The organism is Syntrophomonas curvata, from assembly GCF_052976825.1.
Genome location: NZ_CM129641.1, coordinates 1,649,713 through 1,674,960, shown reverse-complemented (window position 1 = coordinate 1,674,960; position 25,248 = coordinate 1,649,713). Strand labels below are relative to the sequence as shown.

General features: G+C 44.3%; 21 protein-coding genes. 18 read left to right on the top strand and 3 right to left on the bottom strand.

Annotated features, from left to right (window positions below):
* The first annotated feature begins 15 nt into the window (after positions 1 to 15).
* Positions 16 to 279: a DUF2442 domain-containing protein gene (locus ACU70B_RS07480; protein WP_447182947.1), complete on the top strand. Its 264-nt coding sequence runs from the start codon at positions 16 to 18 to the stop codon at positions 277 to 279.
* A 79-nt stretch (positions 280 to 358) separates the two neighbouring features.
* Here the strand turns inward: ACU70B_RS07480 and ACU70B_RS07475 are convergent, their stop codons facing one another.
* A complete protein-coding gene (locus ACU70B_RS07475; protein WP_447182946.1) occupies positions 359 to 1,582 on the bottom strand; it encodes an IS110 family RNA-guided transposase in 1,224 nt (407 codons plus the stop codon).
* A 308-nt stretch (positions 1,583 to 1,890) separates the two neighbouring features.
* Here ACU70B_RS07475 and ACU70B_RS07470 point away from each other — a divergent pair, with 308 nt between their 5' ends.
* The 14 genes from ACU70B_RS07470 (at position 1,891) to ACU70B_RS07405 (ending at position 19,825) form a co-directional block, all read left to right on the top strand.
* Entirely contained in the window at positions 1,891 to 4,746 is a 2,856-nt protein-coding gene (locus tag ACU70B_RS07470) for an S-layer homology domain-containing protein (protein ID WP_447182945.1), read from the top strand.
* Between the two features lie 619 nt (positions 4,747 to 5,365).
* Positions 5,366 to 5,719, top strand: a complete 354-nt coding sequence (locus tag ACU70B_RS07465) for a hypothetical protein (protein ID WP_447182944.1) — start codon at positions 5,366 to 5,368, stop codon at positions 5,717 to 5,719.
* The gene (locus ACU70B_RS07460; RefSeq protein WP_447182943.1) at positions 5,703 to 5,834 is read left to right on the top strand and encodes a hypothetical protein; all 132 of its coding nucleotides are present in this window, start codon (positions 5,703 to 5,705) and stop codon (positions 5,832 to 5,834) included. Before ACU70B_RS07465 ends, ACU70B_RS07460 begins: the two co-directional genes overlap by 17 nt.
* 784 nt (positions 5,835 to 6,618) lie before the next feature.
* Complete coding sequence (locus ACU70B_RS07455) at positions 6,619 to 8,031, top strand: sigma-54 interaction domain-containing protein (protein WP_447182942.1); 1,413 nt, start codon at positions 6,619 to 6,621, stop codon at positions 8,029 to 8,031.
* Between the two features lie 409 nt (positions 8,032 to 8,440).
* Positions 8,441 to 9,640: a thiolase family protein gene (locus ACU70B_RS07450; RefSeq protein ID WP_447182941.1), complete on the top strand. Its 1,200-nt coding sequence runs from the start codon at positions 8,441 to 8,443 to the stop codon at positions 9,638 to 9,640.
* A 214-nt stretch (positions 9,641 to 9,854) separates the two neighbouring features.
* Positions 9,855 to 11,168, top strand: coding sequence for a CaiB/BaiF CoA transferase family protein (locus ACU70B_RS07445; RefSeq protein WP_447182940.1), 1,314 nt, complete (start codon positions 9,855 to 9,857; stop codon positions 11,166 to 11,168).
* Between the two features lie 41 nt (positions 11,169 to 11,209).
* Positions 11,210 to 12,067 carry a 3-hydroxyacyl-CoA dehydrogenase family protein gene (locus ACU70B_RS07440; RefSeq protein ID WP_447182939.1) on the top strand — a complete coding sequence of 286 codons (858 nt, stop codon included), beginning with the start codon at positions 11,210 to 11,212 and terminating at the stop codon, positions 12,065 to 12,067.
* Between the two features lie 286 nt (positions 12,068 to 12,353).
* Entirely contained in the window at positions 12,354 to 13,133 is a 780-nt protein-coding gene (locus tag ACU70B_RS07435; RefSeq protein WP_447182938.1) for an enoyl-CoA hydratase/isomerase family protein, read from the top strand.
* Positions 13,134 to 13,170: 37 nt separating this feature from the next.
* The gene (locus tag ACU70B_RS07430; protein WP_447182937.1) at positions 13,171 to 14,925 is read left to right on the top strand and encodes an acyl-CoA dehydrogenase FadE; all 1,755 of its coding nucleotides are present in this window, start codon (positions 13,171 to 13,173) and stop codon (positions 14,923 to 14,925) included.
* A gap of 228 nt (positions 14,926 to 15,153) precedes the next feature.
* Positions 15,154 to 15,381, top strand: a complete 228-nt coding sequence (locus tag ACU70B_RS07425) for a hypothetical protein (protein WP_447182936.1) — start codon at positions 15,154 to 15,156, stop codon at positions 15,379 to 15,381.
* An 87-nt stretch (positions 15,382 to 15,468) separates the two neighbouring features.
* Positions 15,469 to 16,101, top strand: coding sequence for an acetate uptake transporter family protein (locus tag ACU70B_RS07420; protein WP_447182935.1), 633 nt, complete (start codon positions 15,469 to 15,471; stop codon positions 16,099 to 16,101).
* A 1,152-nt stretch (positions 16,102 to 17,253) separates the two neighbouring features.
* Positions 17,254 to 18,396, top strand: coding sequence for a sigma-54 interaction domain-containing protein (locus tag ACU70B_RS07415; RefSeq protein WP_447182934.1), 1,143 nt, complete (start codon positions 17,254 to 17,256; stop codon positions 18,394 to 18,396).
* Positions 18,374 to 19,123 carry a sigma 54-interacting transcriptional regulator gene (locus ACU70B_RS07410; RefSeq protein ID WP_447182933.1) on the top strand — a complete coding sequence of 250 codons (750 nt, stop codon included), beginning with the start codon at positions 18,374 to 18,376 and terminating at the stop codon, positions 19,121 to 19,123. Before ACU70B_RS07415 ends, ACU70B_RS07410 begins: the two co-directional genes overlap by 23 nt.
* A gap of 279 nt (positions 19,124 to 19,402) precedes the next feature.
* Entirely contained in the window at positions 19,403 to 19,825 is a 423-nt protein-coding gene (locus ACU70B_RS07405) for a PaaI family thioesterase (protein WP_447182932.1), read from the top strand.
* 141 nt (positions 19,826 to 19,966) lie between these two features.
* Here ACU70B_RS07405 and ACU70B_RS07400 read toward each other — a convergent pair whose 3' ends face one another.
* Positions 19,967 to 21,469: a class I adenylate-forming enzyme family protein gene (locus ACU70B_RS07400; RefSeq protein ID WP_447182931.1), complete on the bottom strand. Its 1,503-nt coding sequence runs from the start codon at positions 21,467 to 21,469 to the stop codon at positions 19,967 to 19,969.
* Between the two features lie 542 nt (positions 21,470 to 22,011).
* Between ACU70B_RS07400 and ACU70B_RS07395 the strand changes: the two genes are divergently transcribed.
* Positions 22,012 to 22,737: a type II toxin-antitoxin system prevent-host-death family antitoxin gene (locus ACU70B_RS07395; RefSeq protein ID WP_447185725.1), complete on the top strand. Its 726-nt coding sequence runs from the start codon at positions 22,012 to 22,014 to the stop codon at positions 22,735 to 22,737.
* A 163-nt stretch (positions 22,738 to 22,900) separates the two neighbouring features.
* On the opposite strand, the gene ACU70B_RS07390 is transcribed toward ACU70B_RS07395, so the two are convergent.
* Positions 22,901 to 23,845 carry a LysR family transcriptional regulator gene (locus tag ACU70B_RS07390; RefSeq protein ID WP_447182930.1) on the bottom strand — a complete coding sequence of 315 codons (945 nt, stop codon included), beginning with the start codon at positions 23,843 to 23,845 and terminating at the stop codon, positions 22,901 to 22,903.
* A gap of 209 nt (positions 23,846 to 24,054) precedes the next feature.
* Between ACU70B_RS07390 and ACU70B_RS07385 the strand changes: the two genes are divergently transcribed.
* The gene (locus ACU70B_RS07385) at positions 24,055 to 24,363 is read left to right on the top strand and encodes a DUF503 domain-containing protein (RefSeq protein WP_447182929.1); all 309 of its coding nucleotides are present in this window, start codon (positions 24,055 to 24,057) and stop codon (positions 24,361 to 24,363) included.
* A gap of 110 nt (positions 24,364 to 24,473) precedes the next feature.
* Positions 24,474 to 25,247, top strand: a complete 774-nt coding sequence (locus ACU70B_RS07380; RefSeq protein WP_447182928.1) for a M99 family carboxypeptidase catalytic domain-containing protein — start codon at positions 24,474 to 24,476, stop codon at positions 25,245 to 25,247.
* Position 25,248 lies beyond the last annotated feature (1 nt).

The window sequence follows — 25,248 nt, the reverse complement described above, 5'->3', positions numbered from 1 at the left end:
TAAGGGGGGGAAAACATGAAGGGAAAGCCCATTACCAAGGTCGAGCCGCTGGAAAACGGCATTTTGCGGGTAACCTTTGATACAGGGAACTGCGTGATGGTCGATATGAAGCCCAGCTTTGATATATTTCGTTTCGGAGCATTGCAAAACCCGGATATCTGGCGGAGTGCAGACACAGACGGCGGCTTTGTCCACTGGTACAAAAGCGGCTGCACCGCACCGGTGGCAGAGCTTGCCTACGACGAAATTATGAAAATGACTTTGGGAGAGTCTTATTGAGGTTAAAGTAAAAAATAAGACGTGCTATAAAAAGTCAATAGGTTAAAAAAGTTCTTTGACAATCACATAGAGATTCCGGTTACCCATTGGGGTTTGTGGGCGACCAGGTATAATTCGGGTCAAAGGGACGATTTTCTTTCCAAAGAGAATAGATCAAATGCACCAAACGCCGCGCTACAGCTCCGGTAGCCACACTCGAATGCTTGCCCTGGCTGCACTTCAATTCGTAAAAAGCTTTCAGTTCCGGATTGAATCTGCGGGCCGAAACGGCAGCCAGCCATAGGCTGTTGCGTAAAACAGGGGAGCCCCGTTTAGACATCCGATTACGGGTGCCCTCAAACTGACCCGAAGAGCGAACCGTAGCATCAATACCGGCATAAGCCACCAAAGCCTTGGCATTAGGGAATCGACTAATATCGCCCACCTCGCCAATGATGGCAGCAGCCAGTACAGGACCGATGCCAGGAATGGTCTCCAGAACATGGCGGTAAGGCGTATCAGGGCTGGGGCGCATTTCCTCCATGACCTGGTTGATGGCTTCCTCAATGACAGCGATCTGATCTTCAATGAATTCAACCTGTTCAACCATAAGGCGGAGTTCTAGAGTAAAAGCGTCCAAGGCCAGGTTAATCCCAAACGTACCCTTGGCCAAAGCCTGAATCTGTTCAGCCCGTTCTGCACCGAGGCGGCCGCGGGAGTGCTGCTTAAGAAAGCCAGTCAATTCTGAGATATCCAACTCGGCGATTTCCTCGGGTTCACAATAGCGCTTAAGCAATTCCTTGGAAGTGCGAATAAAGACATTAGAAAAGCACTTGGGGTATTCAGGAAAGATCCGGTCGAGGATACCAAGCACCCTGTTCTTTAAAGCGCCGATCTGGTGCACAAATTCAATTCGAATACGAGAGAGGGTTTGCAGCTTCATTACCGTTTCCGAAGCCAGATTGGCTTCAGGGGCAAGACCAAGACGCAGCATCTCAGCCAGGAGCAAAGCATCCTTCTCATCGGTTTTGATTTTGCGAATGTAGAGATTGCGCAGGGCATCAGACTGAATAGGATTAATAACGCTAACCTTATAGTCCAGCTCCTTAAGATGGCAATAGAGAGCTAACCAGTAATGCCCGGTAGCTTCCATGCAGAACCGAACTCCATCAGGAGCAACTTCTAAACCATTGATCGCTTGCAAAAGCTTTTCAAACCCCTTGTGAGTATTCTCGATAAAAATCTGCAAAACCGGTTTACCTGTCTCATCAACCAGGCAAAGCTCGTGACGGTGCTTGGCGATGTCAATGCCTGCATAGAACATACTAACCCCTACTTTCACAAAATACGGCAGGTTCCCTTTAGCCCCTACGAGCCTCAACCTTGCGCGTAACTCGCAGCATGCGGCAAGCCGCATCAACAACGTGCTCATTCGAGTCCTCTCATACGGGTGGGGCTTCACTCTTAATTTCGGGACAGAGCAATACTTCCCAAGGAGGACCTTCGAAGCCCCCTGCCTTTACGAGAATATTTATCCGAGTTACCCCGGAATTCCTATGTGATTGTCAAAAGAACTAAGCTTTTTGATTTAAGTACGTCTAACTACAATGTACAAGGAGGAGAATTAATATTATGCAAACCAAAAGAATCACAAACAAAGTTCTGTCACTCATGCTATCGGTGTGCATGCTGTTTAGTATGCTGCTGCAGGTAGCATACGCTGCTGAGCATACTATCAATATTACACAGCAGCCTACGTCATCTCTGACGGGGGTTTTTGGAGAAAGTCCCGGCACAATCTCAGTTGAGGCTACCACTACCAATGGTGCACCCATCACTTATCAATGGTGGCGTACAGTATCTGCATCTAACATGACAGTTGGGAATGGGACGAACACCTTCGAAATCTCTTCGGATCTTATACCCGGAACATATGAGTATTACTGCGAGTTAAAGGCGGACGGCTGTAATAAGATAGAAAGTGAAAGAACAACAGTAACTGTAAACAAAGCAACATATACCGGAATACAGTCGGATACTTTTTATGTAAAAGCTGATCAGTCAACACTGAACAATGAGTATACCTTGCCTAATGTACCCATGAGCGATATGACGTATACAATAGAAGACAACGGAGGCACTCTGGTTACAGGGACGAGTGAACTCAAGAGGGATGCATCCACTGATTGGAGATGGATATTGATCTTTAACACAGCTAGCAAGCCCACCGGTACAGAGGACAATATCAAACTCAAAATCAATGGAGGCAGTTGCTATAATGACAGTACCTTTACACTTACTGTGAAGGCAGGAAAGAGGCCTGTAAGTATTACCGGAATTGACGGAACTGATGCTGAATACTCAGGCGATCCACAGAAGGGCTATACCGGTGAGCCACAGACAGGCGGATTTACAGGAGCTTTGAACCATCATTATGAAGGTAGGAATACTACCGCCTACGATAGTGGAACAGCCCCTATAGATGCTGGGGATTATACTGTCACCTTATCCATACCGGAGGACGCAGATTATAGCGGTACAGAATCCATTGATTTTTCTATCAAGAAAAAAGAAATAAGTGTATTTCCCAGTAATTACACAATGGTTCAAGGGTCCGATTTTTCTATATTAGATCCTATCATTGTAAACTATATTGGTTTTGTGGCAGGTGATAATAGTAATAACTCCATATCTACGTGGGCAGTACCTAAGCTGAATGTAAATGATAGCAATACCCCAGGGGTAAGTGATATTGACTTTAAAACGGAGGCAACATTAGTGACGGAGAAAGAGAAGAATTACACTCTCAAGCATGAAAAGAGTGAACTTACCATACGAGCAGCTTTTTACGTTACAGTAAATGAAAGCTATGCACCTACGTCTGGCGCGGGCAGGTATATTTTAAATTGGTCTGTTAACATAGATGCAGGCACCCGTGACGGCTATACCTTTGTCAACTGGACTTCTCCCGATGGTGTAAGCTTTGCCAACCCAGGCAGTGCTTCAACTACCTTTACCATGCCCGGCAAAGACGTAATCGTTACGGCTAACTGGCAACAGGGATCACCGATAACAAAATATACCGTAATCTATAACGCCAATGGTGGCAGCTTATCACCTGCCAGTGCACAAACCGGCACAGACGGCAAGCTAACTGCTCTGCCCACACCGTCAAGAAGCAATCACAGGTTTGACGGCTGGTTCACGGCAGTAAGCGGCGGAACGCAAATAACCAAGGACTATGTATTTACCGCTAATACAACTATATATGCCCACTGGACTTATACCGGCGGTAGCGGTGGCAGCGGCGGTTCGTCATCCGGCAGTACTGTCCAACCTACTGCCCCGGCGGCAGACGGTGCGGTAAAAGTAAACTATACCGCATCAAATCGCACGGCAGTCCTTTCCCTGCCTGCGGCTAAAGTCAATGACATCATTGAAAACAGCCAGGGCGGCGCAGCCGTCATCGACCTTTCCAAAGTAAGCGGCATTACCGCGGCCCAACTTCCCAAAGCGGCTCTGTCAGCCATGAATGAAGCGGATCTGGACATTACGCTTAAGCTGCCTGCCGGAACAATTGCCCTGGACGAAGATGCAGCTGCCTCTATTCTGGAGCAGGCGACCGGCAGTAATTTGAGTATTGAACTGCAGCCAGCAGCGACAGGTTCACTTACCCCGGCCCAACAAGAAGCAGTCCGGAGCGGCGACCTGGTGCTGGACATCAATATTCTTTCCGGCACCCAGAAGATCAGCAGCTTTGACGGAACCCTTTCCGTCCAGGTAGCTTACAACGGACCCCAGCCTGTGGCCGTGTGGTACTTAAACGATAAAGGCGACCTGGAAAAAGTAAACTGCACCTTCAAAGACGGTATAGTCAGCTTCGACCTTGACCACCTCTCCCTGTATGTGGTGGGTCAGGATACTAAGGAAGCCGGCTGGAAAAATCCTTTCACCGACGTTCCCCCCGGCGCGTGGTACTATGACGCGGTGAGCTTCATCGCCGCAAAGGGCATCACCAGTGGCACAACGGCCACCACCTTCAGCCCCGATGCTACCTTAACTAGAGGACAATTTATTACCCTATTAATGCGCGCTTGCGACATTAAGCCTAATACTAATAATAACGATAACTTTAGCGATGCAGGCAACACTTACTACACCGAATACTTAGCAACTGCCAAACAGCTAGGCTTAACGAAAGGCATCGGGGATAATAAATATGCTCCCGAACAAGCTGTTACGCGACAAGAGATGTTCACCCTGCTCTACAACGCACTTAAGTCGCTTGACAAGCTGCCCGCTGGCAACAGCGGTAAGACCCTCGCGGACTTTACGGACGGTGCCGATGTGGCGAGCTGGGCAGGCGAAGCGATGGGCACACTGGTGAAATCCGGCACCATTTCCGGCAGCAGTGGCAAACTAACCCCTAATGCTACTACTACCAGAGCCGAAATGACCCAGGTGTTATATAATTTATTAGCTAAATAAAAAAACTAATCGGGGGCGTCAATGCCCCCGAAGTTCTTAGTGTTATTAGGTTTTTAAATCATTAACTTTAGAGTTACACCGGGACGGTTGGAGACTACCACCGTTTACACCGGGACGCTCATATTGTAACAGCAAAACTCACGAACTTGAACAATGGAGCCCGTTAGGAAAATCGTGGGTTTTTTTTATTGGATTCAGTATAATGAAATAAATGTATTGGTTCTTACGTCTGGTTTGTCTGGTAAGACAACGGTGTGAGAGCAGCTTTTTCCCCAATCAATATTTAAAGAGTATGAGTCTTTTTTAAGAAGAACGTCCCGGAGTAACGTCATGTCGCTTGCAGCCGAGCAAAAGAAGATTTATATGTACATATTTCGTCTGGGTGCAATACAGGCGTTATTGAAACCGCAATTAAGTCTTTCGAAACAAAAACCGGACAGATGATCGATTACGAAATAATGGTTTAAGAATAACAGTGGTTATGCGATAAAAGGCATGAGTGGGAAATTATGGATGTCCATACTGCTCTTGAAGAAGAGCTAACCAGGAAAAACAGATTTTAAAACACTATTACCGGAAATTGCTATTAAGGCGTAAATCCCAGAAGAAGCTGGATAAATTGGAACTGCCAGTGGAAGCGTATGCTTCAATTTTATTCGATGAGGCCGAACTCGAATTTGCTGAAAGTGAGATTATTCGGTTGCAATCCGTGCTGAAGATAAAAGAGAGTGATAGGGAAGATGCATCCAGAAAAGAGGCATCCGCAGGCACGGCACTCGCCAACGCCCTGGAAGAGGTTAAAAGACTGGGAGCCGAAAGCCCTCTTGCTGCCCAGGAAATCAAGGGGTATTTTGCAGCCCGAAGAAAGCAGAACAGGCAGCAGATCAATGAACTTGAGGCTGCTATTAACAGCATTTACCGGGAATTATCCCGTTACATAAGGGTTAGGGAGAATATTGATACAAACGGTTGACCTTGCCATAATTGAACCTGCTGCGGACTTTGTTCCGGAAGCGGATGTAATTACCCAGGCTGCCCGCTGGGAAAAGGATTTTCGCCAATTACAAAACGCCAACCTGAGGAAATAAAAACCAGTTGTTTCGGCGGCTGTATATTCACGCTTAAAACATAATATAGAAGTCTGACGGCGATTTTGAGATATTGCTATTTCAAGCCGCCGTTTTCCTTTTCAAAAAATCCAGGATTCGGAGGGTGTGTTAAAGTCGCCCATTTTTGGATACGGCGGTATCAAAGGACGATATCGCCGTGTTCGCAACCTGTCCGTCTTCTTAAAGTCGTTAAAAAAAAAGCAAATATCTGCGAAGCGGTGGAAAGTATCTTGAGGCCTTTTTGACAAATAAATATATACACATAATATCATATGATAACAAATGATATTATCAGTCTATACTTAAATTATGTAGCAGATAAATTTGATGTGAAAATTTTAACAATGATCAAAGATACCATTACCAATTTATACATGTTATGGTTTATATACAGATTAAAATTTCCAAGAGCGGGTTTTTCTCCTGAAGGTTCACCATATTTCTGCTTCTTCCGGTAGTTACTTGATCAAGCCTATTACCTCGGTCTTAACCGTGGACACTTCCATATATAAATTTTAATTGCACAGCCGGGAATTACCCACCGAATGATGGTAGTGACTGGTCATAGGCAACTGGATCTATTTTGTTTGCCCATATGAATATTGTCATAGCGGCAAATGATTACAGAAAACAGTGGCGGGTGTCTTGAGGCCTTTTTTAGTATATAAAAAATGAAGCTGTACTCAATTAATCAAGTGCTGAATTTGCGGTATCATTCGCTCCTGAAGCTGACGGATGCCTATCCTTATAGGGGGGAAAAAGAATGGTTTCCGAACAATTGACTACGAAAAAATTCTGTTCCCGTGATGATTTGAAGCAGGTGATTATCAATTCCTATGATGCGATATGTGTTTTTGACGGAAAAGGCAACATAATCCTATGTAATCCGGCCACAGGAAAACTGCTGGATGAAAGTCCCCAGGAATTAATCGGTAAAAACGTACGCCACTTACTGGAGAAGGGCCTTTATAGTCCCTCAATTGCCCTGGAAACGATTGAAAAACGCGGGGTAGTTACCGGGCTGATCAAAAACCGGTATGGCTCCAATATTATGTGTACCGGAACCCCGATTTTTGATGAAGACGGTGAAGTCTCACTGGTTATTGTTAATTCACGCGACCAGGACATAGTCGATAAATACCTGGAAGCCCTGGACAAAGAAACCCAAAAAGCTGCGCGTTATAAAACAGCGGCTGAGTATTTAAATGAAAGGGAACCAGGATCTATTGTAGCCGAGAGTAAAAAAATGAAAGAGGTAATTGATAACAGCGCCTATGTGGCTAAATCAGATAGTACGGTTATGCTGTTCGGCGAATCGGGCAGCGGCAAGGAAGTTGTGGCCAAGCACATACACCGCCATAGCCCCCGGGCTAGGGAGCCTTTTATTCCGGTCAACTGCGCGGCGATTCCGTCAGAGTTACTGGAATCGGAGTTTTTTGGCTATGTCGCAGGTGCTTTTACCGGAGCAAGCTCCAAGGGCAAACCAGGAATATTCGAAATTGCTCACAAAGGAACCCTGTTTCTTGACGAGATCGGAGATCTGCCTCTGACCATGCAATCCAAGCTCCTGCGGGTAATAGAAACCGGGCAGGTGCAAAGGCTGGGCAGTACCAGCCTATTCCAGACCGATATACGGTTTATTGCTGCTACCAATAGAGACCTGAAAGCCATGGTGGACCAGAAAACATTTCGCAGTGATTTATATTACCGCCTCAATGTCATTCCTATACATCTGCCTCCTTTGAGGGAACGGCCTGAAGATGTCATGGTCCTGGCGGAGAAGTTTTTGCAAGAGTTCAATCGTAAGTACGCCTTGAAGAAGAAGTTTATCCCCCACGCCGTACACTCTCTTTTGGCTTACAACTGGCCCGGGAACGTCAGGGAGCTTAGAAATGTGATAGAGAGGCTGGTGGTGACTTCCCCGGGCGACTATCTAGAGTTTGGAAATGACGCCCTATTGGGCAAAAAGGTTTCTTTCCCCGATGAAGATTCTTCGCCGACAGAGCCATTCCCGAATTATCATGGATCCTTAAAAAGTGTTTTAAAAAAGGTGGAAGAGGAGTATATCAATCAGGTTCTGGCTGAGTGCAATGGCCGTGTTGGTGAAGCCGCTCAGCGCCTGGGCATTCACCGGACTATGCTTTACCGCAAGACCAGAGCCAGAAACCCGCTTTAGGGCATGTAGTAATAACGCTACATGGTATCATAAATGCGACCGCAATTGGTAGATTTATTACAACCATAATCCGGTCTGAATATAGCCAGCACTAAGCCCGTGTACGCAAATAGCAAGCGAACACGGGCTTTTCTTATTCTTCAAGTTAGTTGGCATATCTTTTGCTTTGCTATAGACCAGGTGCACCCCATAAAAGCATAAGAAAGGGGGGATTTTATAGAGCAACCGGAAAATTGCGGATGAATAAATGAAAAATTGATATTTACTACTGCGAAGATGGTGGACTAACAGAAACCCGATCTTGGTATTTTACTGATAGCTTGATATATAAAATTCATTTCATTTAGGGCACGCCTAAAGTTTTAATCCATTGTATGAAAAAAGAAAAATCAGGAGGTTTTTATTTTATATGGCAAAGTACAACAATGTTTTTATTCCTTATGGAGGATATTATTCAACCCCATTCATCCGCTGGAACGGAGCGTTGAAATCAGAAAATCCGGTTGTATTAGGCGCTGCCACCGCCAGGCGCTGGGTTTTAGAAAAAGATATTCCCTACAATGAATTTGATTTTATGTATTATGGGCAGACAATATACTCTCAGAAGACATTTTTTGGACACGCTTATGCGGCTGCCGTCGTTATGAATCGTGAGAAAGAAATTCCCGCCATAGGCCTGAATCAGGTATGTACAACCTCGGTAACCAGCCTAGCCCTGGCAGCCAACGATGTGGAGCTAGGCAACTATTCAACATGCTTCTGCCTTTCCACTGACCGCACATCCAGTCATTCTTATATAATTTCACCCAACCCGACCAAAGGCAATCTGGACATTGAAAACGTTGTTCTGGATAACTTTGACCTGGATCCATCCCCTGGCGCAGGCCTGAAGATGTATCGCACCGCCGAAGCAGTAGCTAAAGAAAGAGGCATCACCAAAGAAATGTGTGACGAAATAGTCTTTATGAGATATGAACAATACAAAGATGCACTGAAAAACGATAGAGCATTCCAAAAACGTTACATGTTCCCGATTGAAATCAAACAAGGTAAAAAAATTGTAGTTATTGACGAGGATGCCGGAATCACGCCGACAACCTGGGAAGGCCTTCAAAAACTGAAACCCGTTGATGAAGGCGGAGTAGTAACCTATGGCGGCCAGACCCATCCTGCCGACGGCAACTGCGGAATTATAGTAACAACCAAGGAAAAAGCTGCTGCAATGAGCAAAGACAAAAATATTCCCGTACAGGTCCTGGGCTATGCATCAGTTCGTGTAGCTCCCGGACGTATGGCGGCTGCTCCTGCTCCTGCATTACAGGCAGGCTGTGATGCTGCTGGTGTAAAAGTCAGTGATCTCAGCCAGATTAAGACCCACAACCCGTTTGCCGTAAATGATGCAAATTCTGAAATCGTACTTGGTCTTAAACGTGAGCTTATGAACAATTATGGATCTTCCATGGTTTATGGACATCCCCAGGGACCAACCGCAGGTAGAGCAATTTGCGAACTTATCGAAGCTCTGGCTGTACAGGGCGGCGGTATCGGCGCATTTACCGGATGTGCAGCCGGCGATATAGCTGGTTCCATCGTAATAAAGGTGGGTTAAACAGTAAAACAAAAGATAGACTTCCAACGGGGCAAGTTGTGTGAGCCCATCGTTTTAAAAGGTGACAGGCTTTGCCGCCGAGTTGTCCAAATTGAGTTGGCAGGCCTGTGCAGAGTGTGCAGGAGCGCTTATATTTCTAATACGTGGCCGTAACAAAAAAGTGGAGGAGAATAAATAAAATGCATAAAAACTTGTTACATGAGGGAGGAGATGAATGATGTCGGCAAAGTGGGCAGATTTAGTAAAAAAACAGGCGCCATATTTGATTCCTAAATATGGGCCTTTGAGTGGAATGAGAATATTGCTTACCGGAAGTATTGTTGCCGCCCCCTTTGGCGCCCAATTGGCCGCCGACTTCGGAGCTGAAGTAATCCATGTGGAGATACCAGGGCTCGGCGACTCCTACCGCACCCAAATGCCGGCCATTACAAGCGAGGACGGCACCAAACAAATGGCGGCTGCCTTTTGTCAGAAGCGTAATGAATTAAGCCTGGCGCTTAATCTGAATATGAAGAAAAGCCCGGAGAGCTATGATATTTTCTGCGGGCTGATCAAACAATCCGATGTATGGCTGGAGAACGTGGTCTGGCTGGATAAACTGGGGATTGATCCTAAGGAAATGCTCAGAATCAACCCCAAACTGGTCATCGTCCATGTCAGCGGTTTCGGTAGACCCCAGTTCGGCGGCAATCCCGAAATATGCGACCGGCCTTCCTATGACCCTATCGGCCAATGCGAAGGCGGCCTGGCCAACATGGTAGGCTTCCCGGACGGCCCGCCGATTTACGGCCAACCCTTCCTCAGCGACTATCTGACCGCGGTTTATGCCTGGGGAGCCATGATGGCTGGCTACATCAATGTTTTGAAAGGCGGTATGGGCCAGGAAATCGACATCGCTCAGGTAGAGACTCAGGCCCGCAACCTGGACGATCACTGGGCATGCTACATGAACCTGGGAATTGAGAAAAGCCGCGTAGGCAACCGCGTACCCATCTTCCAGCCGGCCTCCATGCATAAATGCAAGGACGGCCGCTACGCCTTCATCGGCGCTTTCGGCAAGGCCGCTTATGACCGCTGCCTGAGAGGCTTGGGCCTGGATCCCGACCTGCCGGAATGGGATTGGGAGGCCTGTGGCCGGTCAAAGGAGGCCGTCGACTCTCCCCGGGGCCAGGCCCTGTATGCCTATCTGGAAAAGTGGTTCAGCGAACGTACCGCCCAGGAAGCCCAGGATTGGCTGTCCCAGCCCCAGTTCAAGACCCCGGTCGGCATCGTAAAAGCCCCCAAAGATATGTACGCCGACCCGCACTGGCATTCCCGGGTGGACAATTTTATCAAATACAAGGTTCCTGCCCTGGATGATAAGGAAGTGGAAGCGTTCGGCTTTGTACCTAAATTCATGGAGACTCCCGGCGAAGTATGGCGCGGTTATCCCGACGTCGGATATGACACGGAGAAAATACTCGGCGGACTTTTGGATTATTCTCCGGAAGAAATCGCAGCCATGCGGGGCAAAGGTGTTTTTGATTAATCAGGAAACTGCTTTATTAAAAAATGAACGGAGGTAATATCATGGCAATCAAGACAATAGGAGTATTAGGCGCCGGTTCAATGGGTGCCGGTATAGTTCAGACCGCTGCCCAGGCTGGTTATGATGTAATTATATGCGATATGGACATGGGTTTCATTGACAAGCAACTTGCCGGTGTCGATAAACTCTTAGCCAAAAACGTTGAAAAAGGTAAAATGGATCAGGCAACTAAGGATGCGGTGATGCAACGCATCACCAAGACTACCGAGAAGGCAGATTTGGCTGCTGTCGATTACATGATCGAAGTTATTGTCGAAGACGTTGATATCAAGAAAGCGGTTCTGGCCGAATTGGATGAAATCTTAAAACCCGACGTCATCCTGGCCAGCAATACTTCCTCCATATCTATATCCCTGCTGGCCGGCGCCACCAAACGCGCTGATAAATTCGTAGGCATGCACTTCTTCAACCCGGTTCCGGTTATGCGGCTGTGCGAGATCATCCGCGGCTACTCCACCAGCGATGAGACCGTCAGAATTGCCTCCGAACTGGCCCGGTCCTTTGGCAAGACCACGGTTGAAGTGAAAAAAGATACCCCGGGCTTCATCGTCAACCGCGTCATGATGCCGCAATTCCTGGAAGCCATCCGTCTGGTGGAAACCGGCGTAGCCACTCCGGCCGATATTGATACCGCAGTAAAACTGGGTTTGAACTATCCGATGGGACCCTTTGAACTGATGGATTTTACGGGAATAGATATCTCCAAGCTGGTTCTTGATGTTTTCTTTGAAGAAACCAAAGATGGGTTCTGGGCTCCGCCCTACACTCTCAAAGCCATTGTATCTTCGGGCAAGCTGGGCAAAAAGACGGGTGCGGGCTGGTATGACTATAACAAGTAATGTTTAGGCAGGAACGGTCTTTAAAATTACTTGTAGATTTATCTTCCGGGATAGGCCTGGTGTAATCCGCTTTAGCAGGAAACTATACAGGAAGCCTATATGCATCAGTAGCAGCAGCGCATTAAGTTTAATATTTATCGTATCTTAGACATATTTTAAAAGCCGGTGCAGGGAGTCTCTTTTCCCTGAAGGAATCTTTCCTTTTTGCCTCAAGAATCCGGGCTACTCTCTGCATGGCTTATTTTCTTACCTTGGACATTGACCAACTAAGGAAAGGGGAATGCTAATGTCTTATGAAGCAATTCAGGTAACTAAAGAGGACGGTATAGCTATGATTACCCTTAACCGTCCCCCTATGAATCCCCTGAACAGTGCGGTATTTGCTGAAATAGCCCGGGCGGCGGATGAATTTGCAGACGACAATTCCGTCAAAGTTGTGATTATAGCCAGTACGGGAGGTAAGGCTTTTGCAGCCGGGGCCGATGTCTCAGAAATGGCCACTTTGACTCCGGTTGAAGCCTATAGATTTTGCCAGGGTTCCAGAACCGCATTTTCCAAGCTGGAAAATCTGAATAAGCCGGTTATTGCCGCTATTACCGGAGTAGCTTTCGGCGGCGGCGTGGAGCTGGCTTTGGCGGCTGATTTCCGTATTGCGGCTGACAACGCTAAATTTGCCTTTCCCGAAACCGGGCTGGGTATTATTCCCGGCGGCGGCGGCACGCAGCGCCTTCCCCGTTTGATCGGCGTGAGCAAGGCCAAAGAATTAATGTTTACCGGCGACATTATTGATGCTGCTGAAGCCCTGAAAATCGGCCTGGTAAACCAGGTTGTAGCCTTGGACCTCATTAAGGAAGAAACATTAAAATTGGCCGGTAAATTGGCCTTCAAGCCTTTAATCGCCATTCAGATGGCCAAAACAGCCATAAATCATGGCGCCGATATTGATATAAACACGGGTTTGGAAATGGAAATCCAAAATTTTGTCATCGCCTTTGCCAGCGCTGATGGAAGAGAAGGAATCTCTGCCTTTGTGGAAAAACGCAAACCCAATTACACAGATAAATAACTCCCAGATAATTCTGGAAAATGAGAGGTGAATTTAAATGAATGACCTGCCTCAAGGAGGGAGTTTTCTTTTCAGCGAAACCGATCCCCAGAGTATATTCACCCCGGAAGATTTTACCGATGAGCATAAAATGATTTATCGGACTGCCTTGGGATTCGTTAATGATAAAATCCTGCCGGTTATGGACGCTTTGGAAGAAAAAAAAGAAGGACTTAACCAAGAGCTTCTTCTGGCAGCTGGTGAATTAGGTCTGCTGGGCACTGACGTACCGGAAGAGTATGACGGTTATGCCATGGACAAAATCAGTACCTGTATTATTGCTGAATGTATGGGTCGGGCGGGAGGCTTCGCCATGACCCATGGCGGTCAAACCGGTATAGGCCAGTTGCCTATTGTTTATTTTGGCAATCATGAACAAAAACTCAAGTATCTGCCGGGCATAGTAAGCGGTGAATTGGGGACGGCCTATGCATTAACTGAACCGGGAGCCGGTTCGGATGCTTTAGCGGCTAAAACTTGGGCCACCTTGAGCCCGGATGGCAAGTATTATATTCTTAACGGAACCAAACAGTTTATAACCAATGCTGCCTTTGCTGATATTTTCATTGTTTTCGCTAAAATAGACCGGGAGAAATTTACCGGCTTTATCGTAGACGCCGATTCGGAAGGCCTTTCCACCGGTCCGGAAGAACATAAAATGGGCATTAAAGGATCATCCACCCGTACCCTGATTCTTGAAGACGTCAAGGTTCCGGTAGAAAATGTCCTGTATGAAATCGGCAAAGGGCACCAGATCGCCTTTAACATTCTCAACATGGGCCGTTATAAACTGGGGGGCAACGCCACCGGCAACTGCAAGCAGGCTATTGAATTATCAGCCCAGTTTGCCGTGGACCGCAAGCAATTTAATAAATCCATTTGCGAATTTGGCTTAATCAAAGAAAAATTTGCTGAAATGAATACCAGGACCTATATTACGGAGAGTATAGTCTACCGTACCGGGGGATTGATTGACAACATCATTCACAGCCTGCCCGGTTATCCTAACCCGGAAGGACCGGTTGCAGTCAAGGGCATTGAAGAATATGCCATGGAATGCTCTATGAATAAAGTCTTCGCCACCGAGGTTCAGGCTTATGTCATGGACGAGGGAGTGCAGATTCATGGCGGCTATGGCGTAACTTCCGAATATCCTATTGAAAGATTATACCGGGATTGCCGCGTATACCGCATATTTGAAGGGACTAATGAAATTAACCGCACGGTTATGACCAGCACTCTGGTGCGCCGGGGATTGGCCGGTCAAATTCCTTTAAAGGAAGCTATCGCTTCTGTTCAGGCCAAGATAAACGCCGGAGTCCCGCTACGCAACGGGGTCGGCGACCTGGTTCAGGCGGCCAAGGATTTAACCCTTTTCGCGCTGGGGACAGCTATGGCAAAATATGATAATAAAATCCTGGGCTACCAGGAAGTCGTGGGGAAAATTGCTGATATGTCCATGGCTACTTTCGGCATGGAAAGCGGTTGGCTGCGCGCCCAGAAGGCACTGGTCCGCCAAGGTGAGGATGCTGCCAGGCTTAAACTGGCCATGGCCACTATTTTTGCCAGTACTGCCATTGGCAATATATTCAACTGGGCCCGGGAAGTCTTGGCGGCAGCAGCGGAAGGGGAGGAATTAGCCGGTCTCTATAAGGACCTGAATAAGCTTATACAGTATATTCCTCCCAATACTGTAGCTTTACGGCAGGAAGTTGCCGCCGCTGTAACAGCAGCTATCAAATATGTAGCTTAAAATAGGGTTATAATGACTAACTGTTTTCTAGATCAGAATACTGCATTATGAATTTACTATGGGCCATGATGACACACATTGTCGATAAGCAGCCAATTTTTATCCCCCTTATTCCCTGGCCCCGGTAATATTCAACCGGGGCCGCTTTTCATATTTTGGCCAAAGACATCAAAAACGGCTTTTAGAGACTAGGTGAAATCATTTACTTATTAAAAGGTGGAGAAAAACATGCTGAAAGAGAGGGTGATAATAAAAAAGGTGGGAAGCAACTTGTTTGGCAAAGAAGGAATTATAGTGGCAACCAAGAGTTTTATTGAAGGAGTGTATCTGGATGAAAAGAATATAGTCTGTAAAGTATTGAGCGGAGGAGATATCAGTGATTGGATACCGGATCGATACTTGGAGAGGAAGCACCAAGCATCCATGTTGAAGTCTTCCAGATCTATAGAGAGGTAGAGCTTTTGGACAATTATGGTGAAAACTCAACAAATGATTAATTTCAAAGTTTATCAATAACCAAATAAATTTATAGGGGGAATTACCATGTCAAACCAGCAAGAATCAGGGTGGGCTAATCCCATGCCCGCAGGACTTATAGCTCTATCCATCGCCGTTTTTATTTTTTATGCTATGTTCACTGGAAAAGTAAGCCATGAGGCATTGCCTATCGGGGGCATATGGTTGATATGCGGCTTCTTCGTACAGGTACTGGTAGGAATTATTGAATTGAGGGAAGGCAGCATAGCCGGTGGAAATACCTTTACCTGGTTTAGCGCCTACTTTATGCTTGCTACCGGTGTAGTTTGGCTATTTGAGTATTTTGCGGGAATACATGGATGGAAATTTGATCCTACTATAGCCGGTTGGTGTTGGCTGGCTATGACTATTGTTTTGTGGCTGCAGTTCCCCGCTTTTGCCAAATCCATGCCCCTTACGGTGTTTATTGTAATATTCATTATGAACCTTGCTTTACCTTTTATAGTCGGGTTAAATTTGGGACTTCTGGATGCCCAAATATATGCGCCGCTTGCCGGCAATATGGCTGGCCTGGCCGGATTGTTCGCCCTTTACTCAGCCGCCGCCTTAGTAAATAACGCCATTTTGGGCCGAGAGCTATTGCCCTTTCCGGGCCCGATTGTGAAAGATAAAACACCATCCCAAAATCTGCCAGCTTAGTTTCATCCTTATATATGTGTGGTTTAGGTTTTGCATGGAGTACAAAGTTATTAGATTCTGAAGGCTGCCAAATGGGATAGAAAAAGGAATGTGAAGTGAACATTGCTATATAAATTCCGATAATGCTAAACCGGGACTGCTTTTTTGAATATTACTTTTAGCCAGTGTACGGCTTCTTTGGGCTTATGAACCTCAACGTAGATTGAGGAGAAGAAAAATAACTAAGAAGTAGCGTATGCAACAAATTTTGCATTTAAGGCCATTCTCTTTATGGATAATTTTTTCGAGATTTATCTACGTTTAAGTCATACGAACCTTTTATTTTGGGGTAATTGCATTAATCAGATCTGCAAAAATATTGATTTAATATCTTAAAGCGAAATGGCAATAAATACCCTGTATTTTGGGGATATGGCATTCGTTGCAAGAATTCCTGCAGAAAATTTATTGATATAAATATAACAGAATAGTTAAGTTGGCATGAGATTTGCATATATCTAGGCCAAAGGAGATATTACTGTATCACGGCAGCAGCTTTTCCCTTATTATATCGGGCAACGGTATTGCCGTTGCCCCGATTTCTCATTATCAAAAGGGGAATTTATTGAACAATAGAGTTTTATCCAGTTTATGATTGGGCTTTCTAATTTACCAATCTATTTTGGGGCAACGGGTTCACTCATCGTCATTACTTTCAGAAGAGATTTTAAAAACCGGTGAAGACTCAAGTCTCATAATTATTTTAAATAAGTGTCAATTTTAATTAAACCCCCTTATTTTACTGGACAACGAGGCATCGCCCGTTGTCCAGATTTTATCTATCCCCCTGATTCCCCTTTAAAAACAAACGGAACTCGTTTATAAGGATACAACAACCATCATATATCCCCATTGCCGGAATAAATTTAGCGGACTGTGATTTATGGCCGCTCATCAGAGAAGACAATACGAGTCTTTAGCAAAATGGATTTTCTAAAAGTAGAAACAATTCGTTTTTGAAAGAATAAAAAGGCGGAATATGCCAGTATTATTTTATCAAGCCCCAGGACAAGGGGCTTTTTTTAGGAGTATAAAAGTGGCATGAATTTTGCTTTAAAAGCTTGCAGAGGGAAAGAAAATAGAGAGAAAAAAATATTTAGGGGGGGGATAGCCTTGAAAGACAACCAAGGCTTTAGTTTGGAATGTGTAAAAAACCACATTATCGAAGATCCCAACGTTGCTATTATGGCTATCGACAATAAATGCAGGCTGGTTTTTGCCAACAATACTTACTTGCGGGTTACCGGTTTTCATAGACAAGACATAATGGGACGGCATATCGAAGATTTCAATCCCCTGGGGAGAACGCCGGAAGTGTTGAGGACGGGTAAAGCGATAAAAGCTTATTTCATGCCCCTTAATGGCCAAAATACTATTGCATCTTCTTACCCGGTTATTATTAATGGTGAAGTAATCGGAGTTATCGGCCGCAGCCTTTTTCTGGAGATAAACGATGCCTACAATATTGCCAAAATGATGGATACATTAGAAAATGATATCCGGTCCTTTAAAATCAGAGAACAGAATCACCAAAGGACCAGCAATGATTTTTTTAATATAATAGGCGAAAACGCTTCTTTTCGAAAAGTCAGATCTTTAGCCCAAGCTGTCGCCCAAACCGATTCTACCATCCTGATTACCGGCGAAACCGGAACCGGTAAGGACCTTTTTGCCCGAGGGATACATCTATTCAGCAGCCGGGGGCAGGAACCTTTCGTTCGCGTTAACTGTGCGGCCATACCTGAACAGTTACTTGAGTCTGAACTGTTTGGCTACGAAGAAGGCACTTTTACGGGAGCGCTTAAGGGGGGCAAGAAAGGAAAATTCGAGTTAGCGAATCAGGGGACAATTTTCTTGGATGAGATAGGTGAAATGCCACTTTCGATGCAGTCAAAACTACTGGTGGTGCTGCAGGAAAAAGAAATAGAACCATTGGGAAGTCAGATGAACCGTTCTAAAAAGATTGATGTGAGAATAATAGCAGCCACGAACCAGAAACTGGAGGGAATGGTCGAGGCAGGATCATTCCGGCAGGATCTTTATTATCGGCTTAATGTAATCAATTTGGAAATTCCGCCCCTGCGTAATCGCAAAAACGATATCGGTTTATTGTCAGAATCAATCCTTAAGAAAATAAACCAGAGAATGGGAACCGAGATTCATACTATTGATCCTGAAGTTTATCAGGTTTTTATGGATTATAGTTGGCCAGGCAATGTCAGAGAATTGGAGAATGTTATCGAAAGGGAAATTTGAATTGGCGGATAAAGGTACTATTTTCCTGGATGAAATAGGGGAAATGCCGCTTTCAATGCAGGCAAAATTATTGGTTTTTCTGCAGGAAAAGGAGATTGAACCTTTGGGGAGCCAATTCAGCCAGCCCAAAAAAATTGACGTAAGAGTAATTGCCGCTACAAACCAGGATTTGAAGAAGAGAATTTCCGAGGGACATTTTAGACAAGATCTTTATTTCCGACTTAATGTAATCAACTTGACCCTTCCTCCTCTCCGAAAAAGAAAAGACGATATTGCTCTATTAACCGGTGAACTGTTTAAAAAAATAAATAGAAGACTGGAAACCCCGATAAATAACATTGAACCCGAGGTTATTAATCTTTTTTGCGATTATGATTGGCCGGGAAATGTAAGGGAACTGGAAAACTTTATTGAGAAGACCATCATAGTAGCAAATATGGAAGGTTACACCTCAATTAAAGTGGAACATATTTTAAAGTTGATAAACAAGCTGACTCTCATTCCAGCGGCTTATCCCGAGATTGAAACACCTGCCCAAGCCGGATACAACCTTCCGACTATGAAAACCTACCTTAATTTATGCGAAAAAAGGCTTATTAGGGAAGCCTTAAAAGATATGAAGGGTGACAAAAATGCAGTAGCTAAAGCCCTTGATATACATATATCCGCCCTGTACAAAAAGATCAACAAATATGGATTAAATAAAGAAGAGAGCCGTTCTCCTTAATTACTAAAAAATTTAATCAATTATGTTACGTGACCCAAATGAGAACTTATATCGTGAAATAGCCAAGTATGCTTCAAGTATGCTTGAGGTATGATAGTTTGGCATGAATTTTGCTTAATAAAGTTAATAATGGAACTGAGTGATATTTCAATAATGCCCAATGATTATTACCTTTAGAAACAAAGCTGTGATTATTAATCTCATCATATGAATCTGTTCTATATATATTATTGTCCGTCTTAACCGCTTTTAATAAATGATGAGTGTTTAGGGGGGATAATGGTGAATGATAATGACTTGAGAAGAATTGTGAATGAGATTGAAAATATGCCTTTCCTTAAGTATTTAAGCTTAAAGGTGAGTCGCTGGGAGCCGGGAAAGTGTGAATTGTTTATTCCGGCAACAGGGAAGTTCATTAATAGGCTTGGGGAAATTAATTTGGGCGTTTGCTCTATATTATGCGAAGCCGGTTCTTATATTGCAGCATGCACTGATTCGCTCGAAGGAAAACATCCGGTAATATATAGCTCGAAAGTATCATTGCTGCACCCAAAGGTTAGTGGGGCTATTTATATCAGTTCAGGTTTTATGGAGGGAGAAACAGATCGTTTGATTGAATCGAAAGTTGTGGATGAACAGGGCAAGCTGATTGCTCTTGCCACCAATCGCTACCTGCTTGTGGTTGATATTCGAGTCAATTAATGCTTTCAATGAATTTAATTACAAGTTTAGTTCATTAGTTAAAAGGTGATAGTCATGCTGAAAGAAAAAGTAATAATAAAATCCGGAAAAGAGATCTATAGGGTTGATGCATTCCAGAACGGTTGGGTAATAGCTGGATCCTTATTTTAACATACGTTTTAAGATTTTGCCGATGGGGCCTTTAGGTAATTCTGGTAAAATTTCAACCAAATGCGGCACTTTATAGGCGGCCATGCGTTCTTTGCAAAAATCAATCAATTCTTCTGCAGTCATTTGTTCGTTCTCCTTGAGAGCGACATAAGCCTTGGGGACTTCATTTTTAAGCGGGTCCTTTTGCCCTAAGACCGCAGCTTCAAGAATTTTAGGGTGCTGGTAAATAACGCTCTCCACTTCCCGCGGATAAATATTGTATCCCCCGGAAACGATCATGTCTTTCAAGCGGTCAACGATGTAAAAATAGCCGTCCTTGTCATAGTATCCCAAATCACCGGTATGGAACCATTCCCCGTCGAAGGCCTCCTTAGTAGCTTCGGGCATTTCCCGGTAGCCTTTGAAAATACCCGGGCCTTTGACTAAAATTTCGCCGGTTTCCCCGGGAGGAAGGACGGAGCCGGATTCATCGACTATTCTGATCTGGATACCGTAGGCAGGCTGTCCAATGGAGCCGTTACGTTTGTGCCCCAGGCGGTTGTAGGTGACAATGGAACTGGTTTCCGTGGCTCCGTATAGCTCACAGAACCCCACTCCCAGCTTCCGTTCGATCTCCGTGATATGTTCTACCGGCATGGGGGCTCCAGCACAGTGCACCAGGCGTAATGAACCTACATCATATTCCTGGCGGTCAAATTGCTGCAGCATGTACATAAACATAGTGGGCACCCCGGTAAAGTGCGTAACTTTATAATGTTCTATCAGTTGTAAGGCGGTATGGGCACCGAACCGGTTCATGGTAATGATGCCTGCTCCGGCATGAAATGGCCCCAATACGGAAAGGACAAAGCATATATGACAAAACGGCGCTCCGGTAAGCAGCAGATCTTTGTCGTTGATAAGAAGGGCACTGGAGCTCAAGGCGCCTATAGCTTCCAGATTGCCATGACTCAACATGGCTCCCTTGGGATTCCCGGAAGTCCCGGAAGTATATACTAAACTCCCCAAATCTTCGGGGGTGCATTCTACCATGGCCAGATCTTCAGAACCTTCCATAATCAATGCATAAAAATCAAGACAGTTCGCTACCGGGTAGCCTACGGTAATGATGGTTTCCAGGTGAGGGAATTCATCATTATTAATCTTAACCAGATTATTTTCAATTCCTGGGGAGGCGCCAATTAAAACCCTGGCCCGGGAATTTTTCAGAATATAAGATATTTCCCCAGTCTTGAACAGGACATTAAAAGGTAAAATCACAGCTCCGATTCGGGTTACGGCAAAGTAGGCGAACAAAAACTCGGCAGAATTAGGAAGATAAAGGGATACGACATCACCTTTCTTAATCCCTAAAGACAATAGGGCATTCCCCAGCTTGTTGACTATTTTATCAAACTCAAGCCAAGTGAAAACGGTGCCGTCATCCCCACAGATAATTGCCTGGTTGTGGGGTTGGATAGATGCATGGCGCTTAATAAGATGGGATATATTCATATAAGAATTTCACCTCGTATAATTATGAAGTACAGTATGGTTGGGCGACATTACTGGCCGAGATGTATAGGGTCAAAGGCTTCCGACCTTTTAAATGCCTGATTTGCAGTAGGAGCAAAACTCATGCCAAGAAGTTTAATTAATAAGCATATTTCCCGATAGAATCGAAAAGACCGATTTCACCGGGAATAAATAATGAAATCGGCCTTGAACATGTGACTTGAATATTTTTTAAATACGGAGATGGATGCAGCAGGTCTACCAAGGAAGTTGCATTCTGAGTACATTGAAGCGAAAATACTACACAGGACGTGGGACCAATTCCCATTTTATTTCAACACAAAACCTCGCTATTTGTTGCGATTTAGCGAGGTTTTTATGTAAGGAGACGTATCAGGAAAAACCGGTCCTTGATCGGTAAATTTTTTGCCTGCTGTAAAGAAAAAGCTTAACAAATATTAGCTAAAATATATTGCGGCATTGACAGATTAGCTAAATATATACATAATAAACGTATGTATAGCTAACATGGAGGTGATATGATGAGGGTTCCATCGACAGAAGTTCAGAATAACTTTGGCAAATACTTGAAATATGTTGAGGTCAACGAAGAAATCATCGTAACCAAAAATGGAAAGGACGTTGCCAGGATATTACTGTGCGATGATCAGAATAGCAGCCTTGCGGCGGAAGGCGCGGCAGAATATCAATCCCGAGAGGGCCGGGTGACCTATGAGGAATTTCTGGAACTTGTGGAAGCTTCCGAGCAGCGGTTTGAGCTGATTGACGGAGTCATATACAATCTCGCCTCGCCCTCTTATGGGCACCAATATGCAGTTCAAGAAATATTTGGCACATTTTACAACTGGTTTAAAAATAAAAAGTGTATTCCTCTCACTTCGCCCTTTGATATTACCCTTTTTAAGGCAGAGGACAATATTTGCGTTGTTCAGCCGGATATAGTCGTTATCTGCGACAGGGATAACATGGATAAAAAAGGTAATTACAAAGGAGTTCCCACTCTGGTGGTGGAAGTTCTTTCGCCTTCCACCAGAAGCAAGGATATGCTTAAGAAGCTGGAGCTTTACAAGCAATGCGGCATCAAGGAATACTGGATGATTGATCCCAAAAATAATCTGATATATGTTTATATTCTTGATAAAAATGAAATAGCCGATAGCATAGCCTTTCAGAAAGGCGCTCATGAATATGCGGAGTCGGTATGTTTCAGCGGCTTGAAGGTGGCCTTGGCGGATGTGTTTTTGTAGAGCATACATCCGACTGGTATCTATTGAAGATCACCGAAAAAAATGATGTTAACAGGTAGCTTCATGCTAGTTTACATAATGTTCATTATCGGAAGTATAAACAAATAGTAAAAACATAACCGAACCTGGATAATTCAGGTTCGGTTATGTTTAGGGGGATTTATTATGCTCTTTTACGCTCGGGATATTTTGCCCGTTGCTCCCTTGATATCCCGCGTATATTACTGACAAAATCAAGGAACTGTTTTTTTATACCTGTCATAAGCTCATTATTACGCCATACAGCTTTAATTTTCCATTTGGTTTTTAGATTTTCCACATTAACCTTAAACAGGCTTCCTTCATCCAGTTCTCTTTGCACCACTGATGCCGGCATCAGAGCTACCCCTTTGTGGTTGATTACGGCCTGTTTAATAGCCTCGAAATTATTAAACTCCGTAACCAGGTTGAAGTCAGCAAATGAAAGGTCTAATTTTTCCAGGCTGGAATCAATTATATTTCTTATACAGGAACGTTCTTCACGAGCAATAAAAGGTTCAGCCATAAGTTCTTCAACCGTTATTGCTGTTCTCTTGAGCCACTTATGTCTGTGGGGCACTACCAGCACCAAGTCATCGCTATAAATATCAATAGCACTTAGACATTTATTTTCCTCTGGTAACTCACCATCAATAATACCAATATCCAACTGCTTCTGTTTCAGCTTATTGATTATATCTTCAAAATGAGCAACCTCCAGACGTAAACAAGCCCTGGGATGAAGCTCCTTAAAGCTGATTACTATTGAAGGCAGAATATAATTACCTGCTGTATCACATGCGGCAATATTTATTATCTCTTTACTATGGCCCTTTATCTTGGCCAATTCCTGTTCCATTTCTTCATATAGGGCCAGGATTTTGTCCCCGTATTCAAAAAATTTCTGACCCGCTTCGGTAAGCTGGACACCATGGTTATGGCGTTCAAAAAGGGCTATATCATAATTCTGCTCCAGAATTTTTATCTGGGTGCTGATTGCCGGTTGTGTGAAATTAAGTTTTTTTGCGGCTTTGGTGAAGCTTTTAACTTCTGTAATAGTTTTAAAGATTTCAAATTGTTCAATGTTCATAAAAATTCCCTCCGTATTTCCTGCTGCGAATGTTATTATTTTCACTAAATCGTTCTTCTTATATAATATCAATTTATGAGATTAAATCAAGATGTTTGGCACGATTTTTGTCGCAATATACATTTATTTTTGGGAACGCCGTTTTGTTCGTTTGTTATCTCCTGTTTGATTTGCTAAAATTTATCCAGCAAATATAGGAGGATTAGGCTATGTATGTAGTTTATGGATGTGTCGAACTGTTTCTACCCTACTGCTTGTCTTTAAAAGAAAAACGCAAGATTATTCATGGGTTAATATCCCGGATAAGAAAGCGTTTCAACGTTTCTATCAGCGAAGTTGCCTTTCATGATTTGTGGCAGAGAACAGCCCTGGGCTTTTCAGCCGTAAGCCATAATAGTCCTGAGTTGGAATTAATTATTAATTCCGTCAAAGAAACCTTTCTCGATTACTCTTCAGATACGGAAATGACTGTATTTAACTATGATATTATTACTTGCCCAAATACCCATTTTATGTAATTGTTAATAATTACTAGGTTTTTTTGGCAGGACTGCGTATTTTTATGTAGAATTTTGGTGGTGTTTACTTTTCTGTAAGAAAAGATATTTTAAGGAAAGGAAGGATTAAAATGAAAAGAGTAAGCACCAATATTGTTCGCGCGTTCACGCCATTCCTACTCCTGGCCTTTTTAGTGTCAGCAGTTTTGGCAGCGCCAGCGCCGGCGGAAGCAAGCACCCGGGAGAAAGTGGTGTTAGCAGGAGGTACAGCTTATGCCACTAATATGTACATAATTAGAAGCGGAAAGCCAGGACCGGTAGTAATGATTGTCGGAGGAGTTCACGGCAATGAGCCCGCCGGATACATAGCAGCAGGTAAAATGATAGATACCGAAATCAAGAAGGGCACCTTATTGGTGATACCCAGGGCTAATCGCCTCGCGATAGAGCATAAAACTCGTTATTATGGGGGCCATGGCGATTTGAATCGCGACTTTCCCCAAGGCAAGAACGAGTCGGCGGATGGAACTCTATCGCGGGCTATCTGGGCAGCGGTAAAAAAATACAATGTTGACTACCTTATGGACATGCATGAAGGCTATGATTATTACAAAAACAAATCAACCGGCTCGGTGGGCCAAAGCCTGATTTATTATCCGAACAGTTATCTCAAACCTAAAGTAAGTTCTATAGTTAATACTCTCAACGGAAAGATCAGCACTAACTATAAGGAGTTTTCTCTTTTACAGTATCCGGTTAAAGGTAGTCTGGCACGAGCCAGTGCACAGTACCTGGGAACCAAAAGCTTTATTTTGGAAACCTGTACCAAAGTCAGCCTGTCAACCCGGGTTGGGTATCATCAGCAGGCAGCCAGTATCCTGCTTGAAAAACTGTATATGTTATAAA